This window comes from Micromonospora sp. IBHARD004, from assembly GCF_052814115.1.
Genome location: NZ_CP199934.1, coordinates 4144835 through 4167808 on the forward strand (window position 1 = coordinate 4144835; position 22974 = coordinate 4167808).

The 22974-nt window shown below is 73.8% G+C and carries 23 protein-coding genes; 4 read left to right on the plus strand and 19 right to left on the minus strand.

The genetic code is table 11. The annotated features are described in order from the left end of the window. Positions 1-50: 50 nt before the first annotated feature. On the minus strand, positions 51-1763 hold the full coding sequence (locus tag ACTWO6_RS20230) for a DUF4012 domain-containing protein (protein WP_446220706.1): 1713 nt from the start codon (positions 1761-1763) through the stop codon (positions 51-53). Positions 1764-1919: 156 nt separating this feature from the next. Further along, on the minus strand, positions 1920-3185 hold the full coding sequence (locus tag ACTWO6_RS20235) for a glycosyltransferase family 4 protein (protein ID WP_446215390.1): 1266 nt from the start codon (positions 3183-3185) through the stop codon (positions 1920-1922). Positions 3186-3329: 144 nt separating this feature from the next. Here ACTWO6_RS20235 and ACTWO6_RS20240 point away from each other — a divergent pair, with 144 nt between their 5' ends. Beyond that, positions 3330-3884 carry an arsenate reductase/protein-tyrosine-phosphatase family protein gene (locus ACTWO6_RS20240; protein ID WP_446220707.1) on the plus strand — a complete coding sequence of 185 codons (555 nt, stop codon included), beginning with the start codon at positions 3330-3332 and terminating at the stop codon, positions 3882-3884. Here ACTWO6_RS20240 and ACTWO6_RS20245 read toward each other — a convergent pair. The 11 genes from ACTWO6_RS20245 to ACTWO6_RS20295 all read right to left on the minus strand — a co-directional run bounded on the left by ACTWO6_RS20245 (position 3865) and on the right by ACTWO6_RS20295 (position 14005). Further along, entirely contained in the window at positions 3865-5325 is a 1461-nt protein-coding gene (locus tag ACTWO6_RS20245; protein WP_446215391.1) for a polysaccharide biosynthesis tyrosine autokinase, read from the minus strand. The genes ACTWO6_RS20240 and ACTWO6_RS20245 overlap by 20 nt on opposite strands. Positions 5326-6059: 734 nt before the next feature. Then, entirely contained in the window at positions 6060-6263 is a 204-nt protein-coding gene (locus ACTWO6_RS20250; protein ID WP_446215392.1) for a hypothetical protein, read from the minus strand. After that, the gene (locus tag ACTWO6_RS20255; protein WP_446215393.1) at positions 6260-6592 is read right to left on the minus strand and encodes a hypothetical protein; all 333 of its coding nucleotides are present in this window, start codon (positions 6590-6592) and stop codon (positions 6260-6262) included. The genes ACTWO6_RS20250 and ACTWO6_RS20255 overlap by 4 nt, the downstream gene beginning before the upstream one ends. Beyond that, entirely contained in the window at positions 6589-6957 is a 369-nt protein-coding gene (locus ACTWO6_RS20260) for a DUF1622 domain-containing protein (protein WP_446215394.1), read from the minus strand. The genes ACTWO6_RS20255 and ACTWO6_RS20260 overlap by 4 nt, the downstream gene beginning before the upstream one ends. Positions 6958-7041: 84 nt before the next feature. Then, positions 7042-7629 (minus strand): TMEM165/GDT1 family protein, encoded by a 588-nt coding sequence (locus tag ACTWO6_RS20265; RefSeq protein ID WP_130337048.1) that lies wholly within the window; start codon positions 7627-7629, stop codon positions 7042-7044. Positions 7630-7887: 258 nt separating this feature from the next. Further along, positions 7888-8853 carry an L-histidine N(alpha)-methyltransferase gene (gene egtD, locus ACTWO6_RS20270; protein ID WP_446215395.1) on the minus strand — a complete coding sequence of 322 codons (966 nt, stop codon included), beginning with the start codon at positions 8851-8853 and terminating at the stop codon, positions 7888-7890. A 56-nt stretch (positions 8854-8909) separates the two neighbouring features. Then, positions 8910-9656 (minus strand): ergothioneine biosynthesis protein EgtC, encoded by a 747-nt coding sequence (egtC, locus tag ACTWO6_RS20275; protein ID WP_446215396.1) that lies wholly within the window; start codon positions 9654-9656, stop codon positions 8910-8912. 214 nt (positions 9657-9870) lie between these two features. After that, complete coding sequence (egtB, locus tag ACTWO6_RS20280; protein ID WP_446215397.1) at positions 9871-11208, minus strand: ergothioneine biosynthesis protein EgtB; 1338 nt, start codon at positions 11206-11208, stop codon at positions 9871-9873. After that, on the minus strand, positions 11205-12440 hold the full coding sequence (egtA, locus tag ACTWO6_RS20285; protein WP_446215398.1) for an ergothioneine biosynthesis glutamate--cysteine ligase EgtA: 1236 nt from the start codon (positions 12438-12440) through the stop codon (positions 11205-11207). The genes egtB and egtA overlap by 4 nt, the downstream gene beginning before the upstream one ends. Before the next feature lie 154 nt (positions 12441-12594). After that, positions 12595-13347: a hypothetical protein gene (locus ACTWO6_RS20290; RefSeq protein ID WP_446215399.1), complete on the minus strand. Its 753-nt coding sequence runs from the start codon at positions 13345-13347 to the stop codon at positions 12595-12597. 16 nt (positions 13348-13363) lie between these two features. Beyond that, on the minus strand, positions 13364-14005 hold the full coding sequence (locus ACTWO6_RS20295; protein WP_446215400.1) for an RNA polymerase sigma factor: 642 nt from the start codon (positions 14003-14005) through the stop codon (positions 13364-13366). Between the two features lie 558 nt (positions 14006-14563). On the opposite strand from ACTWO6_RS20295, the gene ACTWO6_RS20300 reads away from it, so the two are divergent. After that, positions 14564-15958 carry a serine/threonine-protein kinase gene (locus tag ACTWO6_RS20300; protein ID WP_446215401.1) on the plus strand — a complete coding sequence of 465 codons (1395 nt, stop codon included), beginning with the start codon at positions 14564-14566 and terminating at the stop codon, positions 15956-15958. A gap of 322 nt (positions 15959-16280) precedes the next feature. Then, positions 16281-16835 carry a hypothetical protein gene (locus ACTWO6_RS20305; protein ID WP_446215402.1) on the plus strand — a complete coding sequence of 185 codons (555 nt, stop codon included), beginning with the start codon at positions 16281-16283 and terminating at the stop codon, positions 16833-16835. 115 nt (positions 16836-16950) lie between these two features. Here ACTWO6_RS20305 and ACTWO6_RS20310 read toward each other — a convergent pair whose 3' ends face one another. Genes ACTWO6_RS20310 through ACTWO6_RS20330 form a run of 5 tightly spaced genes read right to left on the minus strand, consistent with a single transcriptional unit; the run spans position 16951 to position 21019 of the window. Then, positions 16951-17616 (minus strand): response regulator, encoded by a 666-nt coding sequence (locus tag ACTWO6_RS20310; RefSeq protein WP_446215403.1) that lies wholly within the window; start codon positions 17614-17616, stop codon positions 16951-16953. Beyond that, positions 17613-18848 (minus strand): sensor histidine kinase, encoded by a 1236-nt coding sequence (locus ACTWO6_RS20315; protein WP_446220708.1) that lies wholly within the window; start codon positions 18846-18848, stop codon positions 17613-17615. The genes ACTWO6_RS20310 and ACTWO6_RS20315 overlap by 4 nt, the downstream gene beginning before the upstream one ends. Continuing rightward, positions 18845-19510, minus strand: coding sequence for a GntR family transcriptional regulator (locus tag ACTWO6_RS20320; protein ID WP_446215404.1), 666 nt, complete (start codon positions 19508-19510; stop codon positions 18845-18847). The genes ACTWO6_RS20315 and ACTWO6_RS20320 overlap by 4 nt, the downstream gene beginning before the upstream one ends. Positions 19511-19560: 50 nt before the next feature. After that, complete coding sequence (locus ACTWO6_RS20325) at positions 19561-20289, minus strand: hypothetical protein (protein WP_446215405.1); 729 nt, start codon at positions 20287-20289, stop codon at positions 19561-19563. A gap of 37 nt (positions 20290-20326) precedes the next feature. Next, positions 20327-21019 (minus strand): DUF305 domain-containing protein, encoded by a 693-nt coding sequence (locus ACTWO6_RS20330; RefSeq protein ID WP_446215406.1) that lies wholly within the window; start codon positions 21017-21019, stop codon positions 20327-20329. Positions 21020-21157: 138 nt separating this feature from the next. Between ACTWO6_RS20330 and ACTWO6_RS20335 the strand changes: the two genes are divergently transcribed. Continuing rightward, on the plus strand, positions 21158-22603 hold the full coding sequence (locus ACTWO6_RS20335; RefSeq protein ID WP_446215407.1) for an LVIVD repeat-containing protein: 1446 nt from the start codon (positions 21158-21160) through the stop codon (positions 22601-22603). On the opposite strand, the gene ACTWO6_RS20340 is transcribed toward ACTWO6_RS20335, so the two are convergent. Further along, complete coding sequence (locus tag ACTWO6_RS20340; protein WP_446215408.1) at positions 22582-22794, minus strand: hypothetical protein; 213 nt, start codon at positions 22792-22794, stop codon at positions 22582-22584. The genes ACTWO6_RS20335 and ACTWO6_RS20340 overlap by 22 nt on opposite strands. Positions 22795-22974: the final 180 nt, after the last annotated feature.

Sequence of the window (22974 nt, forward strand, 5' to 3'; positions counted from 1 at the left end):
CGTCGGGAATGCGGGACGCCCGCCGGGACAGCCGCATGGTGGATTCTCTCCTACTGCTCACAGCTGGGTGCGGTGACAACCTGGGTGGTCCATGGGGTGACGGTGGGGGTGAGTTGCAGCTCGGCCGTGCCGGCGCTGGTCTTCCCGGTGAGCAGCGTGACCTCGAGGGTCCGGGTCACCCCGGGCTGCACCTCTACCGTCGCGACCGTCACCTGGCGCCGGCGGTCGGTCCCGCTGCCCATTGCGGCGGCCTTGCCGTCGAGCCGGCCGCCGAGCACCGCCCCGCCGGTCGGGCTGTACACCGACACGAAGGTGCGGGCGGTGTACGGATCGCCGGCGAGGGCCAGACCGGTGACCGAGTCGGAGAGGCCCGATCTGGGCGCGGTCGAGTGCACGGCGACCCGGAGCCGGAGTTCCCGCCGGCCGTCGGACTGGCAGTCGCCGACCGTCAGGTTCGCCGAGAACCGCAGGTAGTAGCCGAGCTTCGCGCCGCTGCCGTCGTTGAGGAAGACGCCGACCGTCGGCACGATGTCCTTCTCGGGGAGCGTCCCGGTCAACCGGCTGTCACCCAGGACACGCTGCTCCTCAGGGTGGACACTCCAGAACAGTATTCGGCGTTCCGCTACAGACCGGTCAAAAGCTGACAACAGCGCCCGCACGTCGGCGCTCTTGGTGAGGAACGCGTCGAAGACCGCCGGCGCGGCGGCGGCGAAGTAGGCGTCCTGCTCCCTGGTGCCCAGATCCCGGTAGGCGTCGCTGAGCAGGGTGCGGACGACGGTGTCGCCGACCAGGGGCGCACTGCCGGGCACCGCGACCGGGCCGGTCGCCCTGAGCAGGTAGGAGAGCACCACCGGATCGACCGCCAGCACACCGTCCACCGTGGTCCCGGTCCGCCGCCGTACCATCTCGCGGTACAGCGCGGCGGCCGTGGGGAAGTCCGGCCCGAGGTTCACGTCCGCCGGATACCTCCCCGGCAGGTCGTTCCAGAGCCGGCGCAGCTCCGGGTCGACCCGCAGCGGCGGGTTGAAGCGGGTCAGCTCCGCACTGGTGCCCTGCCGGGCCAGCGTGACCCGGCCGTTCTCGGCCCGGATCACCGCGTAGGCACCGAACATGCCGCCGGTCGCCCGCAGCTCGGCGGGGTTCTGCGACACCAGGAGATAGCGCCGGGGTCCGTCGGCGCCGAGCAGCGGCGGAAGCACACGGGCGGCCTGGTCGGCGGCGCCGGTCAGGTCGGCCAGTCGGTCGATCTCCGCGCGCAGGCTGGACAGGACGTCCTGGAACTGCGCGAGAAGGTCGTCGGTGGGCACCGCCGCCAGCCGGGTGCGGGTCTCCTCCACCGCCCGGTCGGCTCCGGAGAGCTCGGCCGAGACCGACCGGAGGCGGGCCAGGTCGAGGCGCCCCGTGCGGGGCACCAGGCTGGTGAGGTCGGTCCGGAGCAGGGTCGGGAACGCCCGCCGGGCGAGGTCGTCGATCGCGACCGCGATCTGGTGTACCGCGCCCAGGTCGTCGCCGGCGTACGGCGACCGCTGGCCGAGCCACCAGCCCGGGTCGCCGGTCGCCCTCCGGGCCGCGTCGGCCTGCGCCTGAAGGGCGGCGAGGGTGCGCTGGGCGCGGGCGGCGTCCCCGCCGACCACGTCCACGCTGAGCTGACGCGCCAGCCCGGCCGCGTTGAGCAGGTGGGCGCGGGCCTGCCAACCACGGAGACCGATCCACCCGCCGGTCAGCACGACCAGCGAGAGGGCCACCAGCCCGGCGAGGAGCATGCGCCGCACCCGAGCCCGGGTGCGCCGTCGGGACCTGCTCCGGCGCGGCACAGCGCTATGCCTCACACCACTCTCCACTCCGAAAAACGGATAGACATGCCCATTAGTCGCTTTCTAGCACTAAGCGACCAGGACTCCGTGGTGCCATTCGATCCTTTACGCCTTCAAGCCCTTATCCGGGTTTCGCTCGGAGCGACCGCCGGCCGGCGCTGCACCGGCTGCCACCTCGTGGAGCATCTGCTCGATCCGGTCGACCCCGGCCCGCAGCGACATCTCCCGCAGGTAGGCCTCGCGTCCCCGGCGGCCCATGTCGGCGCGGGCCGGCGGCGGGATGGCGGAGGCCAGCCAGAACCGGTCGGCCAGCGCGGCCCAGTCCTCCGGCGGGCAGGAGAGCCCGGCCCGGGCCCGCTCCACCAACTCGACGGTGTCGCCGCCGGCCGAGGCGACCACGGGCGAGGCGCAGGAGAGGGCCGCCTGCAGCTTCCCGGGCACCATGCCGCGCAGCTCCGGCAGGTCCCGCAGCATCACCAGCTGGTAGTCCGCCGCCGCGTACAGCTCCGGCATGTCGACCGGTGAGCGCCGCTCCACGAAGCGGACGTTCTCCGCCCCGAGCTCGGCGGCGAGCCCCCGCACCCGCCGCTCCTCCGCGCCCGAGCCGACCAGGACCAGGTCCATCCGGTCGTCCAGCGCCGCCGCCGCGCGCACCGCGGTCTCCAGACCCTGCCGTACGCCGATCGTGCCGGCGTGCATCACCACGCACCGGCCGTCCCGGCGGATAAGCCGGCGGGCGGCCCGGCTCGGCTCGGTCGGGTGGAAGATCCGTTCGTCGGTCCAGTTGAGCACGTTCCGCACCCGGGCCGGGTCGGCGCCGCCGTCGGAGACCAAATCGCGCATGGACGGTGCGCTGACCGCGATGCCGTCGGCCTCCGAGTAGAGCCGGCGCAGGGTGGCGCCGACCCGCCCCGACCAGCGTCGGGTGTCGGCACCGCGGGACGGGTCCTCCTCGGGCCAGACGTCCTGCACATGCAGCACGGTCGGCACCCGGCCGAGCAGCCGGAGCAGGCCGGCGGCGGCGAAGGTGACCGCCGGGAGCTGGAAGACGTACAGGGCGTCGACGTCGCCGAGGTAGCGCCGGCCGGTGAGCGCGACGCTGCCGGCGAAGGACAGCCAACTGGCCATCCGCGCCCGCGTGGACCCGTCGCCCCCGGCGTACCGGGGCACCCGGCGGACCGTCAGCCGCTCGCTGCGGGTCTGGTGGCGCCAGCGCTGCCGCCAGCCGGGATAGACATGCCCGCCCGGGTAGTCCGGGAAGCCGGTCAGGACGCGGACCTCGTGCCCGCGGGCCGCCAGCTCCTCCGCCAGGCTGCCGGGGATGAAGGCCGGCTCCGGCGGGAAGTGGTACGACAGGATGCCGATCTTCATTCGCCGGCCCCCGGCGCGGCGGCCCGGCGGCGGGCCGCCGGAACCCCGTACGATGCCGGCAACCCCTCTGCGTCCGGCCGCGACGGCCGGAGCACCGCCGTCGCGGCGATCCGTCCCGCGACCGCGCCGACGAGAGGGGTGCAGATGGTCGACGGGGTGCTCTTCGTCTGCCACGCCAACATGTGCCGGTCACCGATGGCGGAGTACATCGCGCGTCGGCTGCTCGCCGCGCATCCGGTCACGGTGGCCAGTGCGGGCACCGACGCGGTCGACGGGGCGCCCATGCACCCGTACGCGATCGACGTCGCGGCCGGGACCGGCGCCGACCCCACCGGTTTCCGCACCCGGAAGCTGCGCCCGGAACACCTGACGGCGGCCACGGTGGTGCTGACCGCGACCCGGCGCCAACGCTCGCTCTGCACGGCGCTGGCCCCGGGGGTGCTGCACCGGACCTTCACCCTCCGCCAGTTCGCCCGGCTGGCCGCCGCGGCGGAACCGGCGAAGGACCCGGCCGGCCGACCGCTGCGGGCGGCGGTCGAGGCGGCGGCCCGCGCCCGGGGGCGGCTGCAACCCGCCGCCCCCGGCGCGGACGATCTGCGTGACCCGGTCGGTGGTACGCCGGCGGACTTCCGGCGTTGCGCCGAGGAGATCGAGCAGTCGATCAGACCCGTGCTGGCGCTCATCGGGGCAGCCGGGTGAGTTCCTGAGTCGGATCGCTGGCCCGGCCCGTCCCGAGGTGCTCGCCGCGCGGGGCGGCGGGCGCCGGGTCGGCGGGCCCGGACGGCGCGGGCGGCACGGTCACCCGGTACGCCTCGTACTGGTGGGCGTCCGCCTTCGGCACCTTCGCCATGTTCAGCACGCAGCCGAGCAGCCGGACCGAGACCGAGTGCAGCGACGCGGCGGCGGCGGCCACCTTGCGGCGCGACGTCCGGCCCTGCTGGGTGATCAGTAGGGCGCCGTCGGCCTGCACCGCCACCACCACCCCGTCGGTGACGGCCAGCAGCGGCGCGGTGTCGATGACCACGATGTCCGCGGACTCCCGCAGGGCGAGCAGCAGGTCCGCCATCGCCTTGGAGCCGAGCAGCTCGCTCGGGTTGGGCGGCGCGGACCCGCTCGGGAGGACCAGCAGGGACTTGTCGCCCCAGCGCTGGACGACGTCGCCGACCTGGACGTCGCCGACGAGGACGTCGGTGAGGCCGACGCCGCCGTCGAGACCGAGATAGTCGGCGACCTTGGGCCGGCGCAGGTCGGCGTCGATGAGCAACACCCGCCAGCCCGCCTCGGCCAGCGCGATGGCCGTGTTGCAGGCCATGGTGGTCTTGCCCTCGCCCTGGAGGGCGCTGGTCACCGCGATGACCCGGGCCGGTTCGTGCACGTCGACGAAGCGCAGGTTGGTGCGGAGCTTGCGGACCGCCTCCGCGCGCGCCGAGTTCGCCGCCTCGCCGACGATCAGCGGGGCGCTCCGGGCGTCGCTGTCGAACGGGATCTCTCCCAGCAGCGGGCTGCCGGTCACCCGCTGGAGCGCGGCGGCGTCCCGCATCCGCACGTCGGCCAGCCCGCGGAGCACGGCGAGCGCCAGGCCGAGCAGCAGGCCGAGCACGCCACCGACGACCAGGTTGCGCACCGGCTGGGGGGAGACCGGGCTGGAGCTCACCCGGGGTCCGCTGACCACCTCCAGCTTGATCGGGGGGGCCGTGGCGTCCGGCGGCGTCTCCACCTTCTGGACCAGCTCCACGAACTTGGCGGAGAGGGTCTCGGTGATCTTCAGCGCGCGGGTCTGGTCGGTGTCGGTGACCGTCGCCTTCAGCAGCACCGTGCCCGCCTCGGTGGAGGTGCTGACCCGCCGCTGCACCTGGTCGGCGGTGAGACCGACCGGGTTCTCGGCCACCACGCTCTGCGCCAGCCGGTCGCTGGTGAGCAGGTCGGCGTACGACTTCACGCGCTGCTGAAGGAAGAGCCCGCCCTGGTAGGCGTCGGTGACGCCCTGGGTGGGCGTGGTGACGAAGTAGGTCACCGAGGCCACGTACCGGGGTGGGGTCCGGACCGTCACGAGGGCGGCCGTACCCAGCGCCACCATCAGGGTGACCAGAACGATCCACCAGTGGCGTCGGATCAGGCGCAGGTAGCTGCGAACTTCCATCACAACTCCCCTCGCGTCGAGCCAGCTATCCGGAAAGACTGCACGAAAGCCCCCTAAAACGCCCAGTTCGCGTGCCAGTATCTAAAGCGCTCATCCTTCTCAGTGAACGACTCAACGAATGTAGACGATCAGACCGGCACACAAGTACCAAATCAACCCAATGTCGGATCAGACGCGGGGGGCAGACCATGGATCGCGAAGCAGCGCCGGCGAGGCCCGCGATCTGGCCGGCACCAGCGCGCTCGCCGCCCTGGTCACGCTGGCCGGGCTGCTGCCGATCACCGACCGACCGGTACCGGCCAGCACGCCCCTGCTGGGCACCGCCGTCGCCCTGCTCCTGATGGGCGCGGCCCGGGCCGTCTGGCGCGCCCACCGGGAACGCCGCCAGCGCCCGGTCCGCGGCCGGAGCGGTGCCTGGTCCACGGGGTGGACGAGGCCAGCGAGCGGTCCGGGTGCTCCTCGACGACCCGCGCAGCCGGTACGTCCCGGCTGGGCTGCTCGACGATCACCCCGGCCACCGCCGGCAGCGCCTGGCTGGCTACGCGTACCGGGGCGGCCGAGAGCAGATCGGCGAGGCCGTGCGGCGGACCCGGGCGGCGTACGGTGATCTTCTCGATGAGCGGCCCGGACGCCGAGCTTCCACGCGGGTCACCGAGCGGCTCACCGCCCACTACGCCGAGCAGCTCGGCGGGGGCGTACCTGTCCGGTCCGCGCCGCTCGCGGGGCGTCGCGGCTCAGCGCTTGCGCTCGGCCGCCCGCTCCTCCTCGGTCTCCTCGGTCTCCTCCAGCGCGTCGGCGAACGGCTCCGTGAAGTCGTCGGCCGGCACCGCGATCTCCTCGATCCGGTCCTGCTCGTCGGGGCGCGCGCCGGCCGGCGGCTCGGGGGCGGTGGCGTCACCGGCGAAGCCGTACTCGTTGGGCTCGTCGTGCCTGCTCATGCGCTTGTCCTCCGGTCTTCTCCGTGTTCGCCTCTCGCCGCCAACGCTAAGCGTTGATCGTCTCCGCCGCAGCGGGGCGGCGATGTTGGGGCCGGGCCGGGCGGGCCGGCGGCGAGGGCCGCCCAGAGGAGGTGCCGCAGCGCCACCACCACCGCCGCCACGGCCAGCGCCGACCAGCCGCCGGCCAGGGAGAGGCGCAGCAACCCGACGGCGACCAGCAGGTCCAGCAGGATCCGCAGCGCGGCCCGCCAGGAACCGGTGGTGACCAGCGCGGCGAACCCGGCGAGGAAGGCCAGCCCGGTGGTCAGGTCCGGCAGCGCGCCGGTCACGGCGGCGGCCCGCCGCCCGCCTGGCCCACCTGCCGCTGCTCCTGGGCGATCTCCCGGCGGAGGAAGAAGTTCAGCGCGGTCCGGATGGTGGCGATCGCCGCGAGCTGCCCGATCTCGTTGAAGGTCGGCGACGCCGCGGTACGCAGGATGTCCCCCGCGAGCTGGAACTCCAGCCCGAGGGCGAGGAACCGGCCCAGGGAGAGCCGGATCGGGGTGAAGAGGGCGGCGTCGCGGTGCCGGAGTCCCACGACCACGAACCGCAACGCCGCCCAGAGCGCCCCGACGAAGATGATCACCGCGCCGGCGACCTCCACCACGGCGACCACGATCTGGTCGCCGTGGTGGAGGACCTCCGACCACCGCACCCGGAGCCGTTACCCGTCCCGGGGAGCAGTAGTCGGTGGGCGGGGACCGGCCGGCCGGCGGGGTGGCCGGCCGGCCCGGAGGGCTCAGGAGAGCTCGGCGACCGCCTCGAAGATCAGCCAGAGGCCGCAGATGGCGAAGAGCACCGCGGCGCCGTACCGGATGGCCTTCTCCGGCAGGTGCCGGCCGAGGAGCCGGCCGACCAGGATGGCCAGCGCGTCGGCGGCCACCATCCCGAGCGTGGAGCCGAGCCAGGTGCCGAACCAGCCGTACTTGGTGGCCAGGGTGATGGTGGCCAGCATGGTCTTGTCGCCCAGCTCGGCCAGAAAGAACGCGACACCGACGGCGACGATCGCCGACTTGCCGGTCTTCTCGGCCTTGCGCTTCTCCTCCTCGGTGAGCTTGTCCCCCCGCAGGGTCCACGCGCCGAAGGCGAGGAAGGCCAGACCCGCGATCAGCGAGATCCAGCCGGTGGGCAGGGCGGCGTTGAGGCCGTACCCGATCGCGACCGACGCGAGGTGCACGATCGCGGTGGCGACGGTGATGCCGATCAGCACGGGCATCGGCTTGAACCGCGTGGCGAACGTCAGGGCCATGAGCTGGGACTTGTCACCCAGCTCGGCGACGAAGATGACGCCGAAGCTGATCACCAGCGCGACGAGGAAACCGTCCATGTGAACCTTCCCGATCAAGCCGGGAGGAGGTACAGGGGCGCCCTCGACCCGGCTGCGACAGCCTGAGTCGAAGGTCTCGCCCGCCCCGGGGACCGGGGCCGCGTGGCCGGATGCGGAACGCATCAGTATGTCGACCACGACATTGGGGGCTACTCCCCTTCGCGTCGGCCAGCGTAGCCCACCCCGCCCGGCGCGGGCCGCCGCGGGTGAACAGGGTCACCCGCGGCGGCCTCCGGCCCGCGCCGCCCGGCCCGGCCCTCAGTCGGCCCGGGCGAGCGTGACGCCGAAGAGGCCGTCCGGGTCGGTCCAGAAGGCCTCCGGGGTGAACCCGGCGGCGGTCAGCTCGGCCGCGATCCCCTCGGGCCGGAACTTCGCCGAGACCTCGGTCCGCAGCTCCTCCCCGGCGGCGAACTCGACGTCCAGGTCGAGCACCCGCACCCGCATCGGGCGCTCGGCGCGCAGGCGCATCTCGATCCACTCCCGCTCCGGCACCCAGGCCGCCACGTGGGTGAAGGCCTCCGGGTCGAAGTCCGCCCCCAGCTCCCGATTGATCACCCGCAGCACGTTGCGGTTGAACTCGGCGGTCACCCCGGCCGCGTCGTCGTACGCCGGCACGATCACCGCCGGGTCCTTGACCAGGTCGGTGCCGATCAGCAGCCAGTCGCCGGCCTCCAGCGCGGCGCGCATCGCGGTCAGGAACTCCGCCCGCTCGACCGGCAGCAGGTTGCCGATCGTCCCGCCGAGGAAGACCACCAGCCGCCGGCCGCCGGTGGGCAGCCGGTCCAGCTGCCGGGTGAAGTCGCCGACGATCCCGCGTACCCGCAGCCCCGGATAGTCGGCGGCGATCTCCTCGGTGGACTGCCGCAGGGCGCTGGTCGAGACGTCCAGCGGCACGAAGGTGCCCAGCCCACCGCGGCGGGTGAAGGCGTCCAGCAGCAGCCGGGTCTTCTCCGACGAGCCGGACCCCAGCTCGATCAGCGTCTTCGCGCCGGTCAGCTCGGCGATCTCGCCGGCCCGCTCGGCCAGCACTGCTCGTTCGGCCCGGGTCGGGTAGTACTCCGGCAGCCGGGTGATCTCCTCGAAGAGTTCGCTGCCCCGGGCGTCGTAGAACCACTTCGGTGGCAGCCACTTCGGCTCGGCGGTCAGCCCGAACCGGACGTCCTCCCGCAGGCCGCGGTCGAGGTCCTGCTCCCCCAGGTAGATCTCCAGTGGCTCCGCGCTCATGAGGTGTCCCTTCCGTTGGCGAACGTCCCTGTCCCACCCGCGAAAAAACTCCGGCGTCACCCGCCCGCCAGGGCGCGGGTCCGCACCCCGGCCCGGGTGGCCACCACCAGCTGCCCGTCCGGCACCGGGCGCCAGTCGGGGTCGTCGTCGAGGGGTTCGGAGGCCAGCAGCACCGAATCCCCGGCGGTCCGGACCGACAGCGCGTGCCCGGCGGCGCTGGCCACCACCGTCCGGCCGTCGGTCAGCAACAGGTTCAGCCGGGAGCCGGGGGCGGCCGTCGCGACCGCCGCCACGGTGTCGGCCACCGCGGCGGCCGGCTCCTCCCCGGCCCGCAGCCGGTGCCGCACCAGCGCCCACACCAGCGCGGCGTCGGTCGGCGCGTCCAGGGTGAGCAGGTCGCGTACCGGCAGCTCGGCGGCGAGCGGGACCATCGCGTCCGGCCAGCCCCGGACCACCCCGTTGTGGCTGAACAGCCAGCGCCCCTCGGCGAAGGGCGCGGCGGCGCTCTCCTGCACCGGCATCCCGACGGTGGCCGAGCGGACGGCGGCGAGCACCGCGCCGCTGACCGTGAGAGCGGCCAGCTCCGGCAGCGTCGTGTCACCCCAGAGCGGCTGGGCCCGCCGGTAGCGGACCGGGTCGCCCTCGCCCGGGTACCAGCCGACGCCGAAGCCGTCCGCGTTGATCGTGCCGCCGCCGCGCATGTCCCGCGGCGCCCAGGACTGCCGCAGCAGCGAGTACGGCGGGTCGTACAGCAGGGTCCGCAGGCTGACCGGCGGTCCCAGGTACGCGAGGTGACGACACATCAGGCGGCACCGCCGCTCACGCCGCCACCTCAGTTCGCGACTGCGGGGCTCGCAAGACCGGCTCACTCCTCGCGCTCACGCCGCCACCTCAGTTCGCGACTGCGGGGCTCGCAAGACCGGCTCACTCCTCGCGCTCACACCGCCACCTCGCTCCGCTCCGCGGCGGCGCGAGGCGCCGCGCTGCTGAGCCGGATGGTTCGCTCGCTCCGCTCCCTCACGCGTGCGCCTCCTCGGGCCGGGCGTCGCGGGCGCAGCGGAACCCGCTGAAGATCTGCCGCCGGATCGGGTAGTCCCAGTTGCGGAAGGTGCCCCGGCAGGCCGCCTTGTCGGTGCCGAACGACCCGCCCCGCAGCACCCGGTAGTCGTCGCCGAAGAAGACCTCCGAGTACTCGCGGTACGGGAACGCGGCGAAGCCCGGGTGCCCCCGGAACGTCGTCGAGGTCCACTCCCAGACGTCACCGATCAGCTGGTGCACGCCGAGCGGCGACGCCCCCGCCGGGTAGGCGCCCACCGGCGCCGGCCACAGGTGCCGCTGCCCCAGGTTGGCGTGCTCGGCGGTGGGGTCCTCGTCGCCCCACGGGTAGCGGCCGGAGCGGCCGGTGGCCGGGTCCCAGCGGGCCGCCTTCTCCCACTCGGCCTCGGTGGGCAGCCGCCGGCCGGCCCAGGCCGCGTACGCCGCCGCCTCGAAGAAGCAGACGTGCACCACCGGCTCGTCGTCGCGGACCGGCGACCACCGGCCGAACCGCCGGTACGCCCAGCCGTCGCCGTCGCGCCGCCAGTGCATCGGCGCGGTCAGCCCCGCCTCGGTGCGGTGCCGCCAGCCCGCCTCGCTCCACCAGCGCGGCTCGTCGTACCCGCCGTCGGCGATGAACTCGCGGTACCGGCCGTTGGTGACCGGCGCGGCGTCGATGACGTACGCGGGCAGCTCGACGGTGTGCGCGGGACGCTCGTTGTCCAGCGCCCACGGGTCGATGGAGGTGCCCATGGTGAACGGGCCGGCCGGCACCAGCACCTCCCCGGCCACCCGGGCCCGCGGCTCCGGCGGCGGCGGCGCGTCCAGCACCGGCGGCCCCGAGCGCAGCTGGTGGGTGGCGAGCATGGTCTCGTCGTGCTGCTGCTCGTGCTGCACGATCATCCCGAACGCGAACCCGTCGGCCACCAGCCCGCGGTCGGTGAAGCGGATGCCGTCGAGCAGGTCGTAGACCTTGTCCCGGACGGTGCCCACGTACGCCCGCGCCTCGGCCGGCGGCAGCAGCGGCAGCGACGGCCGGTCCTTGCGGGGCTGTTTGAAGGCGTCGTACAGGTCGTCGATGTCCTGACGGACGGGTGGGCGACCGCCGACGTCGCGGACCAGCCAGAGCTCCTCCTGGTTGCCGACATGGGCGAGGTCCCAGACCAGCGGGGACATCAGCGGCGAATGCTGCCGCATCAGGTCGTCGTCGTCCACCGCCTCGGTGAGCAGGGCGGTGCGGGCCCGGGTCCGCTCCAGTTCCACCGCGATCCGGCTGCGCAGCCGCTCCGCCTCCGTGCCCGGCCGCTCGGTCGTCGTCACCGGTGCCCCCTCTCCGCGACGGCGCGGCGCCGCCGGATTCCTCGGCTCGTCTCCTCGCGCGTCCCCGCCGGCAGGTCCAGCCCCGGCAGGGCGGTCAGGGCCAGGTCGAACAGGGCCGCCGCCGCCGCGGCCAGCGGCCGGTCGGCGAGGCCGTACCGGGCGGCGGCGTGCCAGCGGTCCGCCACCGGGGCGGCGACGGTCAGCGCGGTCCGGGTGGTGGCCGGCTCGGCGAGCAGGGCGGCCAGCACCGCGAGCGGCAGCGTCCACTCCCGACCGGGCTGGGCGTCCAGGTAGCGGACCTCCAGGTAGCCGCGGGGGCGTACCGGTGGGAAGAGCGTGCTGACGTGGTATTCCAGGTCGTCGGTGGTGGGTGGCCGGGGCAGCGCCCCGGCGAGCCAGTCGGCGAAGGTGACCCCGGTCGGCGGGGTCCAGTCCGGACCGTCGTCGCGCACGCAGAGCAGCGGCGCGGCGAGGACGTACTCGATCCAGGCCGCGACCGGGTCCCGGTCGGGCCGGGCCGGGGACCAGACCGGTCGGGTCCGGGCCGGGTCGATGGCCAGCCAGGCGGCCATCCGGGCCGAGGCCCAGCCGGTATGCCGGCCCGCGTGCCGGTCCGCGGTGGCGAAGGCGGCCAGCAGCGGCGGGCCCACCGCGTGCACCGCCGCCCACCGCTCGGCCAGCCGCTCCGGCTCGCCGGCGTCCAGGCAGACCTGCAGCCCGGCGGTGCTGTACATCATGGTCCGACCGGCCGGTCCACGCTGGTCGAAGACGCAGCGCATGGCCTGGTAGCGAGGGGTTTCCACGACCGGGCGCGGGGGCCGCCAAGGGTCGATGCCGGTGTGGCCCAGGACCAGGCCGGCGGCGTTCAGCACGGCGGTCAGCGCGGCGATGTCGGTCTCGGTGGCCGCGGTCAGCGCGGCGATCGACGATTGCGGCGGGGCGGAGATCTCCACCTGCCCGCCCGGTTCCACGGTCACAATGCCGCCACCGGGGAGCGGCTCGGCGGGGCTCGTCCCGCCGATGGTGTCGGGGCTGTGCCGCCCCAACGCCCGGCGCAGTCGTTCACGGTCGACGGGGCGGGCCGGGTCCGCCGCGTCGTGCACGGTCCATTCCAGTTCGACGCCGGTGAGCCTGGGTGGGCCGGTCTTGAAGCAGATCCTGGCGATGTGTCCGGCCGCCCCGGCCGTGTCCCCCAGGACGGTGGTCCGGTCCAGCTCCGATGACATCACCAAGAGACGGCTCCCTTCTCCATGCGGGTCCCGACCGCTGCGTCGACCGCGCTGTCACCGACCGTCGTCGGCGGGTGCACCCGCGGTCCCACCATCTTCTGTCTAGCAGACGGAATCCGCGCGCCCGTGGAGATGAATTTTTGTCCGGATCCCCGGCTCAGCCGTCGGTGTCGGTGCTCGGCTTCCCGGTCGGGGCGGCGGGGGTGGGCCGGGTGGACCGGGCGGCACGGGGGCTGGGCGAGGAGGTCGGGCTCGCCTCCGGCACCAGCCGCAGGCAGTAGTCCTCGACCCGCTCGGCGCCGCCGGCGGCGGTGACCAGGTCGGCGTAGGCCGGCGTCTCCAGCGCCTGGGCGCGCTGCGCGGCCGACCTGGCCAGGTAGGCCCGGCAGAGCCCGGCCAGCTTCGCCGTACCCGCCGATCGGCCCGGCCCCGCGCCGATGGTGCCGGGTGCCCCGGACGGGGCGGCGCCGGAAGCGCCCGGGTCACTGCCGGTCGGGTCGGCGCCCCGGGTGGGCGACGGCGAGCTGTCGCCGCCGGAGCTGCCCGGCGTGGTGGATGCGGGTGGGGGCGTGGGCTCCTCGGGAGCGTCGAGGCTGACCGCGGCGAAGGCGACGCCGGCGGTGGCGGTGGTGGCGAGCCCGGCGACCCAGGCCACGGCGCCGGCCCGCAGCCGCCGTCGTCGGGGTGCCCGCGCCGGCGCGGGCGCGGGTGCCGCGCGGGCCGCCCGGAACGCGGCCAGGGCCTGTTCCTCCCCGGACAGCTCGCCCGGGTTCGCCGGGGCCGCCGCGGCGGCGAGCAGGTGCCGCAGCGGGTCGGCGGCTGCCGCCGGAGGTCGGCCGTCCCGGGCCGTGTCGAGGAGACGCTCGGACTCCGCCCGGTCGGCGGGTCCGTCGGACCGGCGAAAGCTCATTCGGAATCCCCTCACGTCATCCGTCCGCGGGCTCGGCGTACGGCGCGCTGGGCGCCTGCCGTCCCCGGCCGGTACGGGGGCGGGGCGGGCTCGGATTCCCGTCCCCGCCCGAGGACTGCCCCGGCTCGCCCCGTTCGAGCAGGGCGGCGAGCCGGCGCAGCCCCCGGTGGGCGGCGGTGCGGACGGCGCCCGGGCGCCGGCCGAGGACCCGCCCGGCGGTCTCCGCGTCGAGCCCGATCACCGCCCGGAGCAGCACCGCCTCGGCTTCCCGGGGCGGCAGGGTGGCGATCAGCGCGAGCGCCGCCTCGGTGCCGATGGTCTCGCCGGCCCGCTCGGCGGTGTCCGCGTCCCCGGCCAGCTCGCTGAGCGCCTGCACGGGCACCGGCAGCGACGGCCGGCGGCGCTGCCGGCGCAGGTGGTCCATGGCGCGGTTACGGGCGATCGTCACGGTCCAGGCCCGGAACTCGCCGCCGGTGAAGCTCGGCAGGTCACGGGAGATCTGCAACCAGGTTTCCGAGGCGACGTCCTCGGCGTCCGCGCCGACCAGCGCGGTGAGATAGCGCAGCAGGCCGGGTTGCAGGCTGCGGTAGAGGAAGCGGAACGCTTCCTCGTCCCCCGCCTGCGCGGCGACGACCGCCTCGCTCAGCTCACCGGTCATGTACCCGCCGTCCCGAATCCGCGGGCCGGCCCGTGTCGGGTCCGGCGTGGCCGACGCCCGCCCTGTCCGGTGACCGGACCACCACCCGCACCATCAGCCCCCCGCTGACCCGATCGCGCCCGACGCCGGAGCGGCGGACGGCACGTATGGACAACGCCGTGAAGCACGGCCGTCGGCGGACATACCGTACCGGCGCGATGGTGCGGCCCGGAGCCGGGCTAACGCTAGGAGTGGATCGCTGGCGGGACAAGCCGCCCTCCAGCGGGGAAATAGTGAGATTTATCTACGGCCAGACACGGCGAGTCGGCGTAACGGAGGATGCCCTTTCGACGCTCCGACGCCCGGATCAGGGGGTGAAACAGTGAACGAGGGGCCGTAAAAACGGACATACGACCCCAGCGGTGCCTTTTCCGGGCCGGAGCGTACCGGCGTCGTCGCGGTTGGCCAAACGGCGCTGGTGTCGCTGACCGTTCGGCGGATCGACCTCGGGCCGGCCGCCGTCACCGACCGGAGAAGTCGCGGGAAATACTCCGCCGCCCCGCTGGGTACGGTATTGGGGTGTTGTCATCGGAAGTCGTACTCAGCGGTCGGTACCGCCTGGACGAACGTGTCGCCACCGGCGGCATGGGCGACGTCTGGCGTGCCACGGACCAGGTGCTGGGCCGTCAGGTCGCAGTGAAGGTCCTGCTTCCGGCGCTGGTGTCCGACCCCGACTTCATCGCCCGGTTCCGGGCCGAGGCCCGGATCATGGCCTCGCTGCGCAACCCCGGCATCGTGCAGGTCTTCGACTCCGGCACGGACGACCTTCCCGACGGCAGCCGCGCCGACTACCTGGTCATGGAGTTCGTCGAGGGCGAGCCGCTCTCCCGCCGGATCGAGGCCGCCGGGCAGCTCGAGGTCGCCGAGACGATGTCGATCGTGGCGCAGGTGGCCCAGTCCCTGCACGCGGCGCACGCCCGCGGCATCGTGCACCGGGACGTCAAGCCGAGCAACCTGCTGGTGCAGGACAACGGCAGCGTGGTGCTGGTCGACTTCGGCGTGGCCCGGTCGACCAACGTCACCAGCATCACCAGCACCAACGCGGTGCCCGGCACCGCCCTCTACATGGCTCCCGAGCAGGCCGCCGGCCGCCCGGTCTCCGGCGCCACCGACATCTACGCGCTCGGCGCGGTCACGTACTGCTGCCTGACCGGCGGTCCGCCGTTCACCGGCGACAATCCGCTCCAGGTCGCCGTGCGCCATCTCGACGACGCGCCGCCGGAGCTGTCGCCCGACATCCCGGAGCCGGTCCGCGAGCTGGTCGCCCGGGCGCTGGCGAAGGACCCGGCCGACCGTTTTCCGACCGGCGCCGAGATGGCGGCGGCGGCCCGCGCCGCGGCCTCCGAGTCGCCCACCGCGATGGTGCCGGTCGCGCTGCGCCGGCCGGCCGGCCCGACCAACACCCGGGACGACCTGACGGCCGCGGCGCCGCTGGCCACGGTCCCCGCGGCGGGCCGCCGGGGCCGACGCGGCACCCTGGTCGGCGCGCTCGCCGCCGTGCTGCTGGCGCTGGCCGCCCTCGGTGCGGCGCTCGGTGCGGCGAAGTCGGTCGACAACAACCCGGCCACCACCATCCCGCCCATGTCGCCCGGGGCCGCGCCCAGTGGGGGCGCCGGCGAGGAGCCCGTGGGCAACGAGGTCACGCCCACCGACCAGAACGGCCGGACCTACCGCACGGTCGGCCCGGGCACGCGGCCGTCCGTCTCGCCCTCGGCGACGCCGAGCGCGGTGCCGAGCGCGACCGGCGACCCGGCACCGTCGGGCAGCCCGTCGAGCTCCGCGCCCGTCGACCCGCCGCCGACCACGGCGAGCACCCCGCCCGACCCGCCGCCGACGACGGAGAGCACCCCGCCGAACCCGCCGCCGACGACGGAGAGCACCCCGCCGAACCCGCCGGCCGAGGGCACCACCTGAGCTGAGGCGACCACGCTCCGGCCCGCTACCGCGGGCCGGAGCGTTGCCGTTGCGGGGGCCGGCGTCACTCCGCGTCACGGTCGAGCCGACCGTCCAGCCCCGCGCCGTGGCCAACTCCCGGTGCGCCAGCACGGTCCCCGGGCCGAGCCGGCCGACGTCGCCGGCGTCCACGGCGGTCAGGGTCCGGCCGACCAGGGCGGGGTACGCCGAGCGCACCTCGACGCCGCCGACGACGCGGCTGCGCTGCTCATGCACGATGCCCAGCTCCGGGCGGGCGGCCAGCTCCCCGGCCAGCGGCGCCGGCAGGACCGCACCGATCCCGGTGACCAGGAAGTCCACGCCGATCTCGGCGTCGACCGCGCGTTCGATGCCGGCCTTGGCGCTGCCCGCCCCGACCACGAACGCCGACACCAGACCGATGCCGATGACCAGCGCGGTGGCGGTCGCGGCGATCCGGCGCGGGTTGCGGACCGCGTTGGCGACGGCGAGCTCGGCGGTCGCGCCGAGCAGTCGCCGGACCGGCCAGCCCAGCACCCGGACCAGCGCCGGCACCAGCACCGCCGGCGGAGCCGGTCAGCTCGCCGTCGGCGGCGGCCACCCCGTCGACGGCCCGCACCCGGTCGACCAGGGCGGGCGGCAGGGGCGTCTCCCCGGCGTACACGGCGAGGTCGGTGTGCCGGTCGAAGGTGCCGGCGCGGTCGTAGGCGGCGGCCCGCATGCCGTCGGTGAAGATCAGCGTGCCGGCGACGAAGGCGACGCCCAGGAGGACGGCCAGCGAGGAGAGCAGCAGACGCAGCCCGTCGGCGCGTACCTGGCGCAGGGTCAGGCGGAACATCGGGTCACCGCCCCCCGGCCGGCGTGGCGGCGGTGGATCTGACCCTTCCGACGCTATGCGCGGCACCGGTCAGTTGATCTCCACCTGCGCGCTCGACCTGGGTGCGCCCCGGGTCGCCCGACCGGGTGGACCCGTGCGACCCAGGTCGTACGCGCGCTCAGCCGCCGGGGGTGACCAGCCCGCTCTCGTACGCCAGCACCACCGCCTGCACCCGGTCGCGGAGCTGGAGCTTCGCCAGGATCCGGCCCACGTGGGTCTTCACGGTCGCCTCGGCGACGTGCACCCGGGCGGCGATCTCCGCGTTGGACAGGCCCTGCGCGACGAGCAGCAGCACCTCCCGTTCCCGCTCGGTGAGCTGGGCCAGCCGGGGATCCTCGGTCGGGCCGGGACCGAGCTGACCGGCGAACCGGTCGAGCAGCCGCCGGGTGATCGACGGCGCCACCACCGAGTCGCCCTCGGCCACCACCCGGATCGCGGCCAGCAGCTCCTCCGGCGGGACGTTCTTGAGCAGGAAACCGCTCGCCCCGGCCTGCAGGGCGGCGAACGCGTCGGCCTCGGTGTCGAAGGTGGTGAGCACCAGCACCCGGGGCCGCCCCGGCGGCCGCCCGGCGCAGATCCGTCGGGTCGCCTCCACCCCGTCCATGGTCGGCATCCGGATGTCCATCACCACCACGTCCGCCTCGACCCGGTCGAGCACCCGCAGCGCGTCGGCGCCGTCGATCGCCTCGCCGACCACCGCCAGGTCGGGCTGGGAGTCCAGCACCATCCTGAACCCGGCGCGCACCAGCGCCTGGTCGTCCACGATCACCACTCGGACCGTCATGCCGCCACCCCCTCGGCGGCCGACGGTAGCGGCAGCCGCGCCTCGACCCGCCAGCCCCCGGCCAGCCTCGGCCCGGCGGTGAGGCTGCCGTCGTACACGCTGACCCGCTCGCGCATGCCGACCAGGCCGTGCCCGCCGGACGGCGCCGGCCGGACCACCGGCCGGCCGCGCCCGTCGTCGACGGCGCGGACCAGCACGGCGTCGTCGGAGTACCCGAGGTCCAGCTCGACGGACGCGCCCACCCCGGCGTGCTTGAGCGCGTTGGTCAGCGCCTCCTGCACCACCCGGTACACGGTCAGCTCCAGGCCGGGCGGCAGCGCCGGCGGCTCGCCGGTCACGGTCCAGGCGATCCGCAGCCCGGCGGCGCGGAAGCGGTCCAGCAGCTCGGGCAGCTCGACCAGCGCGGGCCGGCGGTGCGCCGGCTCCGCCGACAACCCGCCACCGCCGGGCTCACCCGCCATCCCGGGCGCGGCCACCGGCTCCGGCCGGCTCGGCTCCCGTAGTACGCCCACCAGCCGCCGCATCTCCTCCAGCGCCTGCCGGCCGGTGTCGGCGACCACCTTGACCGCCTCCCGGGCGGTGGCCGGGTCCCGGTCGATGGTGAAGCGGGCGCCGTCGGCCTGCACGATCATCACCGCCATGCTGTGCGCGACCACGTCGTGCAGCTCCCGGGCGATCCGGGTGCGCTCCTCGGCCACCGCCGCCCGGGCCTCCGCCTCCCGCTCGCGTTCCAGGGTGGCGGCCCGCTCCTCGAGCGTCAGCACGTAGAGCCGGCGGGTCCGCACGTTGAGCCCGACCAGCCAGACCGCGCCGGTGATCAGCCCGAAGTAGATCGCGCTCGCCCACCAGGCCGCCGCCCCGCGCACCTGGAGCGCGGCGAGCACCACCCCGACGGCGGCGACCGCACCGGCGAGGATGCCGTCGCGCAGCCGGTCGGCGTACTTCACCACGCTGTAGAGGGCGATCAGCACGGCGATGTCGTAGCCCAGCGGGCCCCAGCCGACGATCACCTGGGTGAGCGCGAGCGCGCCCACCACGGCCGCCACCGGTGTCGGGTGCGACCGCCGGAACAGCAGCGCCACCGCCATCGCGAGGCCGACGCCGGTCGCCTTCCAGCCGCCCGGCTGGGTGACCACGCCGGCGACGGCGAAGAGCGCCACCAGGCCGGAGACGGCGACGTCGAACGCGACGCCGCGCAGCGGACGACCGAAGATCGTGCGGTTCACGGTCACCCAGCGTACGGGGCGTCCCACTCGTCGATGCTTACCGTCGGACCGTTTTCGAAGCCGGCGGCCACGGCGACCGACCAGGCGATCCATTCCGCGGCGAACCGCCCGCGCACCTGGTGCAACGTGGCCCGGCCGGGGGCGGGCCAACCCGACCCGGTGATGGTCACTGTCCAGCCGTCGTCCGCGCCAGCCGCCCAGTCGCACAGTGCCCGGCCGAGGGCATCGGCCTCCACCCGGGAACTCAGCGCGACCCGGATCTCCGTGTCGCCGACCAGCTCCGGCAGCAACGGGGCGGTCGCCCGTCTCAGGTGGGCCAGCAGGTGGGCGGTACCCGAGGCCAGCCCGGACCGCCCGTCGCAGACGGCCAGCGTGACCCAGGCCGGCGTGCAGTCACACGCCGGCGGTCGTCGTTCCCCTCGCCGTCGGGTCCTCACGAGGAACGCTCGGCGACGAAGACGCCGAGCCCCCTGGTGACCGTAGAGCTCGCCGGTCTCGATGAGGATCGTGATGGCCTGGCGGACCGTCGACTGGCTGCCGACCTCGTACAGCTTGGCAAGCGCCTTGGTCGAGGGCAGCTTGTGTCCGGGAGGCCACTCGCCCGAAGCGATGCGTTCCCTGATGTCGGCGATGATTCGCCGATAGTGCGGCTCGCGTGGTGCGGGCATGCGAAGTACTCCGGCAGGACGGGAGGTTTCGGTAGGGAAGGGCTGAGCCGTCAGGCGAACCGTTCGGTCGTCACGGGAATCAGCCCTTGCTGGCGCAGGACGGAGGTCAGCTCGTACAGCACCGGCCCGACGGCGTCGTCGGCGTCGGTCGCCAGCGAGGCGGTCAGATCGAGGCACCAGGCGAGGTTCCGGCCGATCCTGCGGAGATTCCAGGCGAAGAGGTCGCCGCCTACGCGCAGTCGGCCGGTGGGCAACCCCCATGCCGCCGGATCGGAGAGCTCTCCGTCGGCCGGCGTCCGCCACACGGCAGTGAGGTTCGCCAGTTGGTCCGCACAAGGATCCTTGGCGAACAGGACGCGGTAGACCCGCTTCTCGTGGAATCCGTCCGGTGCGTCCGCCGGGCCGAGCCGGAGCGGCGGCGCGATCGCAAACGGTTCGTAGTCACGGAAGTAGGTACGCAGTACGGCTTCGGCGGGCAGCCGTCCCCCGCCGAGCCGCCGGTAGGCCGCCTCGGCGGCGCCGCGGCCGACCGGCGTCACCCGCCCGGACAGCTCCGGGTCGGTACGCATACCGCGGCTGAACGAAGCGGAACTCCACCAGCGGCCGTCCGCCGGCGTCCATCCTGCATTGTGCAGGCCCACCGTCACGCAGTGGCGGTCTCGGACGAACTCCTCGATGACGATCCCCTCCGGATTGAACGGACGGCCGTCGGCGGGCGAGAGGATCAGGTAGTAGTCGAGCTGGGGTCGCGGCTCGGCGGAATCAACAACCGCTGCCATTCGCCCGGTCCGTCGTGGACTGGTGGTCATGTGGCGGTCAGCGGGCCAGCAGCTCGTGCATGCGGTTGATCTCCACGGCCTGTTCGGTGGCGACGGAGTTGGCGAACTCCGACAGGGTGAGATCCGAGCCGACCTTGAGCAGATTGGTGGCCATCTCGACGGCACCCTGGTGGTGCTCGGTCATCATCCGCACGAAGAGCCGGTCGAACTCGGCGCCCCGGGCGGCGGCGAGCTGGCGCATCGCCTCCGGCGACTGCATGCCGCGCATCGTGCCGTGGTCGTGCCCCGCCACCTCTAGCGAGAGGCCGCGGTTCTGCAGCCAGCCGCGCATCATGTCGATCTCCGGCCCCTGGCTGGCCCGGATCCGGTCGGCCAGGGCGCGGACGTCGGGGTCGGCGGCCCGGTCGGGGGCCAGCGCGGCCATCTCCAGGGCCTGCGCGTGATGCGGGATCATCATCCGCACGAACCAGACGTCCATCGAGTTGTGCGGGGCCGGAGCGACGTCGCCGATCTCCTCGGCCGCCCGTACGGCCGCCGACTCACCCGGCCGCCCGGGCACGATGACTGCGGGGCCGGTCGGGGCGGGCGTGCCCGCCGGGGCGGCGGTGGCCGGGGCGGAGACGGGTCGTGCGGAGCCTGACCCGCCGAAGCGGACCACGATCAGGATCACCACCGGCAGCGCAAGTGCCAGTGTGACGATCGCCAGGGTCCGGGCGCGCCGGTTGGTCATGAGCCACTCCCTGAGGTCGAGGTCACCGCGATGGTATCCATTGACCGAGGCGCCGACATGTGACTCAGATCACATCTACCGACCTCAGGGGACAGTAAGGTGTGGACAGTCGTCCTCCCCCTTGCGAAGGGCTCGCCGATGATCAAATTCTCCACGCCACGAACACGGCGGTTCCAAGTCGTGAGCCTGGCCGCGGCCGGTCTCCTGATCGCCAGTGTCATGGTCGCCCCACCGACCAATGCCCAGGTGGTAACGCAGCCAGCGTCAGGCACCACTGGGGACGCCGCGAACACCATCCCCGGCGTCGACGAGATCGCCAGCAGTCCCAACCTGCGGCAGATCGCCAACCTGCCGAAGCAGGCCCCGCTGAACGCCACCAACAGCGACATCGCCTTCCAGGGCAACTACGCCTTCGTCGGCAACTACAACGGCTTCGTGGTCTACGACATCGCCCGTCCCAGCGCGCCGGCCATCGTGTCGCAGGTGCTCTGCCCCGGGTCGCAGAACGACATCTCGGTCTACGGCAACCTGCTCTTCCTCTCCACCGACTCCTCGCGCAGCAACGACTCCTGCAACAGCGTCGCGCAGTCCGCGACCATCAAGGAGTCCTGGGAGGGCATCAAGGTCTTCGACATCAGCGACAAGACCAGCCCACGCTACGTCAAGGCGGTCGAGACCAACTGCGGTTCGCACACCCACACCCTCGTCCCGGCCAAGGACGGCACCTCGGTCTACCTGTACGTGTCGTCGTACTTCCCGTCGGACACTTTCCCCGACTGCCAGCCGCCGCACGACTCCATCTCCATCGTCAAGGTGCCGCTGGGCGCCCCGACCGACGCCGCGGTGGTGGCCACGCCGAACCTCTTCCCCGACGGCGGATACAAGGGCAGCGGCAACGGCACGGCGACCAGCGGTTGCCACGACATCACCGCCTACCCGGCGAAGGACCTGGCGGCGGGTGCCTGCATGGGCGACGGCATCCTGATGGACATCTCCAACCGGGAGGCCCCCCGGGTGACCGACCGGGTGCGCGACACGAAGAACTTCGCCTTCTGGCACTCGGCGACCTTCAACAACAGCGGCACCAAGGTCGTCTTCACCGACGAACTCGGCGGTGGCGGCGCGGCGACCTGCAACAAGAAGGTCGGGCCGGACAAGGGCGCGGACGCCATCTACGACGTCACCGGCAGCGGTGGCGACCGCTCGCTGGTGTTCCGCAGCTACTACAAGATCCCTCGGGAGAACGCCGACACGGAGAACTGCGTCGCCCACAACGGCTCGCTGATCCCCGTGCCCGGCCGCGACATCATGGTCCAGTCCTGGTACCAGGGCGGCGTCTCGGTCTGGGACTTCACCGACTCGGCAAAGCCGAAGGAGATCGGCTACTGGGAGCGCGGTCCGATCAACGCCGACCAGCTGACCTTCGGCGGCACCTGGTCGGCGTACTACTACAACGGACACATCTACTCCAGCGACCAGAAGGGCCTGGACGTGCTGGAGATCGACGATCAGTCGATCCCCGGCGCAAAGACGAGGCACTTCACCCAGCTCAACGTGCAGACTCAGTTCGAGTACCGGGACTGACCGGAGGGCACACCCGGGCCCGGCCCCTGGCGGGGCCGGGCCCGGGTGTGCGCCCGCCAGCCACCGATCCCCGGTCGACCCGCATGCGGGCCGTCGATGCGCTCGACCAGGGCCGACGCGCCGGTGGCGTCGTCGGCGATCAGGTATATCAGCGACGGTCCGCCGTCGAAGTTCAGGTCCCCGCTCCTCATTGGCCACGACGGCGCGTGCGCCCCCTGACAGCGGACCTGATGCCGCGGCGATTCAGCTCCAGAGAAAGCTCCACATACAACGCCGCCGCGACTGTGACGGCCATGATGGTCCGTCCACGCCGATCGGTCATGCGTGTCTTCTCCCGGTCGAGGTCGCACCGATCGCATCCATCGGCAAAA

Excerpts from the sequence above, each read along its gene's own strand:
- ACTWO6_RS20295 (WP_446215400.1), bottom strand. The coding sequence starts at position 14,005 with ATGACCGGTGAGCTGAGCGAGGCGGTCGTCGCCGCGCAGGCGGGGGAC.
- ACTWO6_RS20325 (WP_446215405.1), bottom strand. The coding sequence starts at position 20,289 with ATGGCAGCGGTTGTTGATTCCGCCGAGCCGCGACCCCAGCTCGACTAC.
- egtC (WP_446215396.1), bottom strand. The coding sequence starts at position 9,656 with ATGTGTCGTCACCTCGCGTACCTGGGACCGCCGGTCAGCCTGCGGACC.
- ACTWO6_RS20250 (WP_446215392.1), bottom strand. The coding sequence starts at position 6,263 with ATGAGCAGGCACGACGAGCCCAACGAGTACGGCTTCGCCGGTGACGCC.
- ACTWO6_RS20330 (WP_446215406.1), bottom strand. The coding sequence starts at position 21,019 with ATGACCAACCGGCGCGCCCGGACCCTGGCGATCGTCACACTGGCACTT.
- ACTWO6_RS20320 (WP_446215404.1), bottom strand. The coding sequence starts at position 19,510 with ATGCCCGCACCACGCGAGCCGCACTATCGGCGAATCATCGCCGACATC.
- ACTWO6_RS20245 (WP_446215391.1), bottom strand. The coding sequence starts at position 5,325 with ATGGAAGTTCGCAGCTACCTGCGCCTGATCCGACGCCACTGGTGGATC.
- ACTWO6_RS20310 (WP_446215403.1), bottom strand. The coding sequence starts at position 17,616 with ATGACGGTCCGAGTGGTGATCGTGGACGACCAGGCGCTGGTGCGCGCC.
- egtD (WP_446215395.1), bottom strand. The coding sequence starts at position 8,853 with ATGAGCGCGGAGCCACTGGAGATCTACCTGGGGGAGCAGGACCTCGAC.
- ACTWO6_RS20240 (WP_446220707.1), top strand. The coding sequence starts at position 3,330 with ATGGTCGACGGGGTGCTCTTCGTCTGCCACGCCAACATGTGCCGGTCA.
- ACTWO6_RS20265 (WP_130337048.1), bottom strand. The coding sequence starts at position 7,629 with ATGGACGGTTTCCTCGTCGCGCTGGTGATCAGCTTCGGCGTCATCTTC.
- ACTWO6_RS20335 (WP_446215407.1), top strand. The coding sequence starts at position 21,158 with ATGATCAAATTCTCCACGCCACGAACACGGCGGTTCCAAGTCGTGAGC.
- ACTWO6_RS20230 (WP_446220706.1), bottom strand. The coding sequence starts at position 1,763 with ATGCTCCTCGCCGGGCTGGTGGCCCTCTCGCTGGTCGTGCTGACCGGC.
- ACTWO6_RS20290 (WP_446215399.1), bottom strand. The coding sequence starts at position 13,347 with ATGAGCTTTCGCCGGTCCGACGGACCCGCCGACCGGGCGGAGTCCGAG.
- ACTWO6_RS20340 (WP_446215408.1), bottom strand. The coding sequence starts at position 22,794 with ATGAGGAGCGGGGACCTGAACTTCGACGGCGGACCGTCGCTGATATAC.
- ACTWO6_RS20235 (WP_446215390.1), bottom strand. The coding sequence starts at position 3,185 with ATGAAGATCGGCATCCTGTCGTACCACTTCCCGCCGGAGCCGGCCTTC.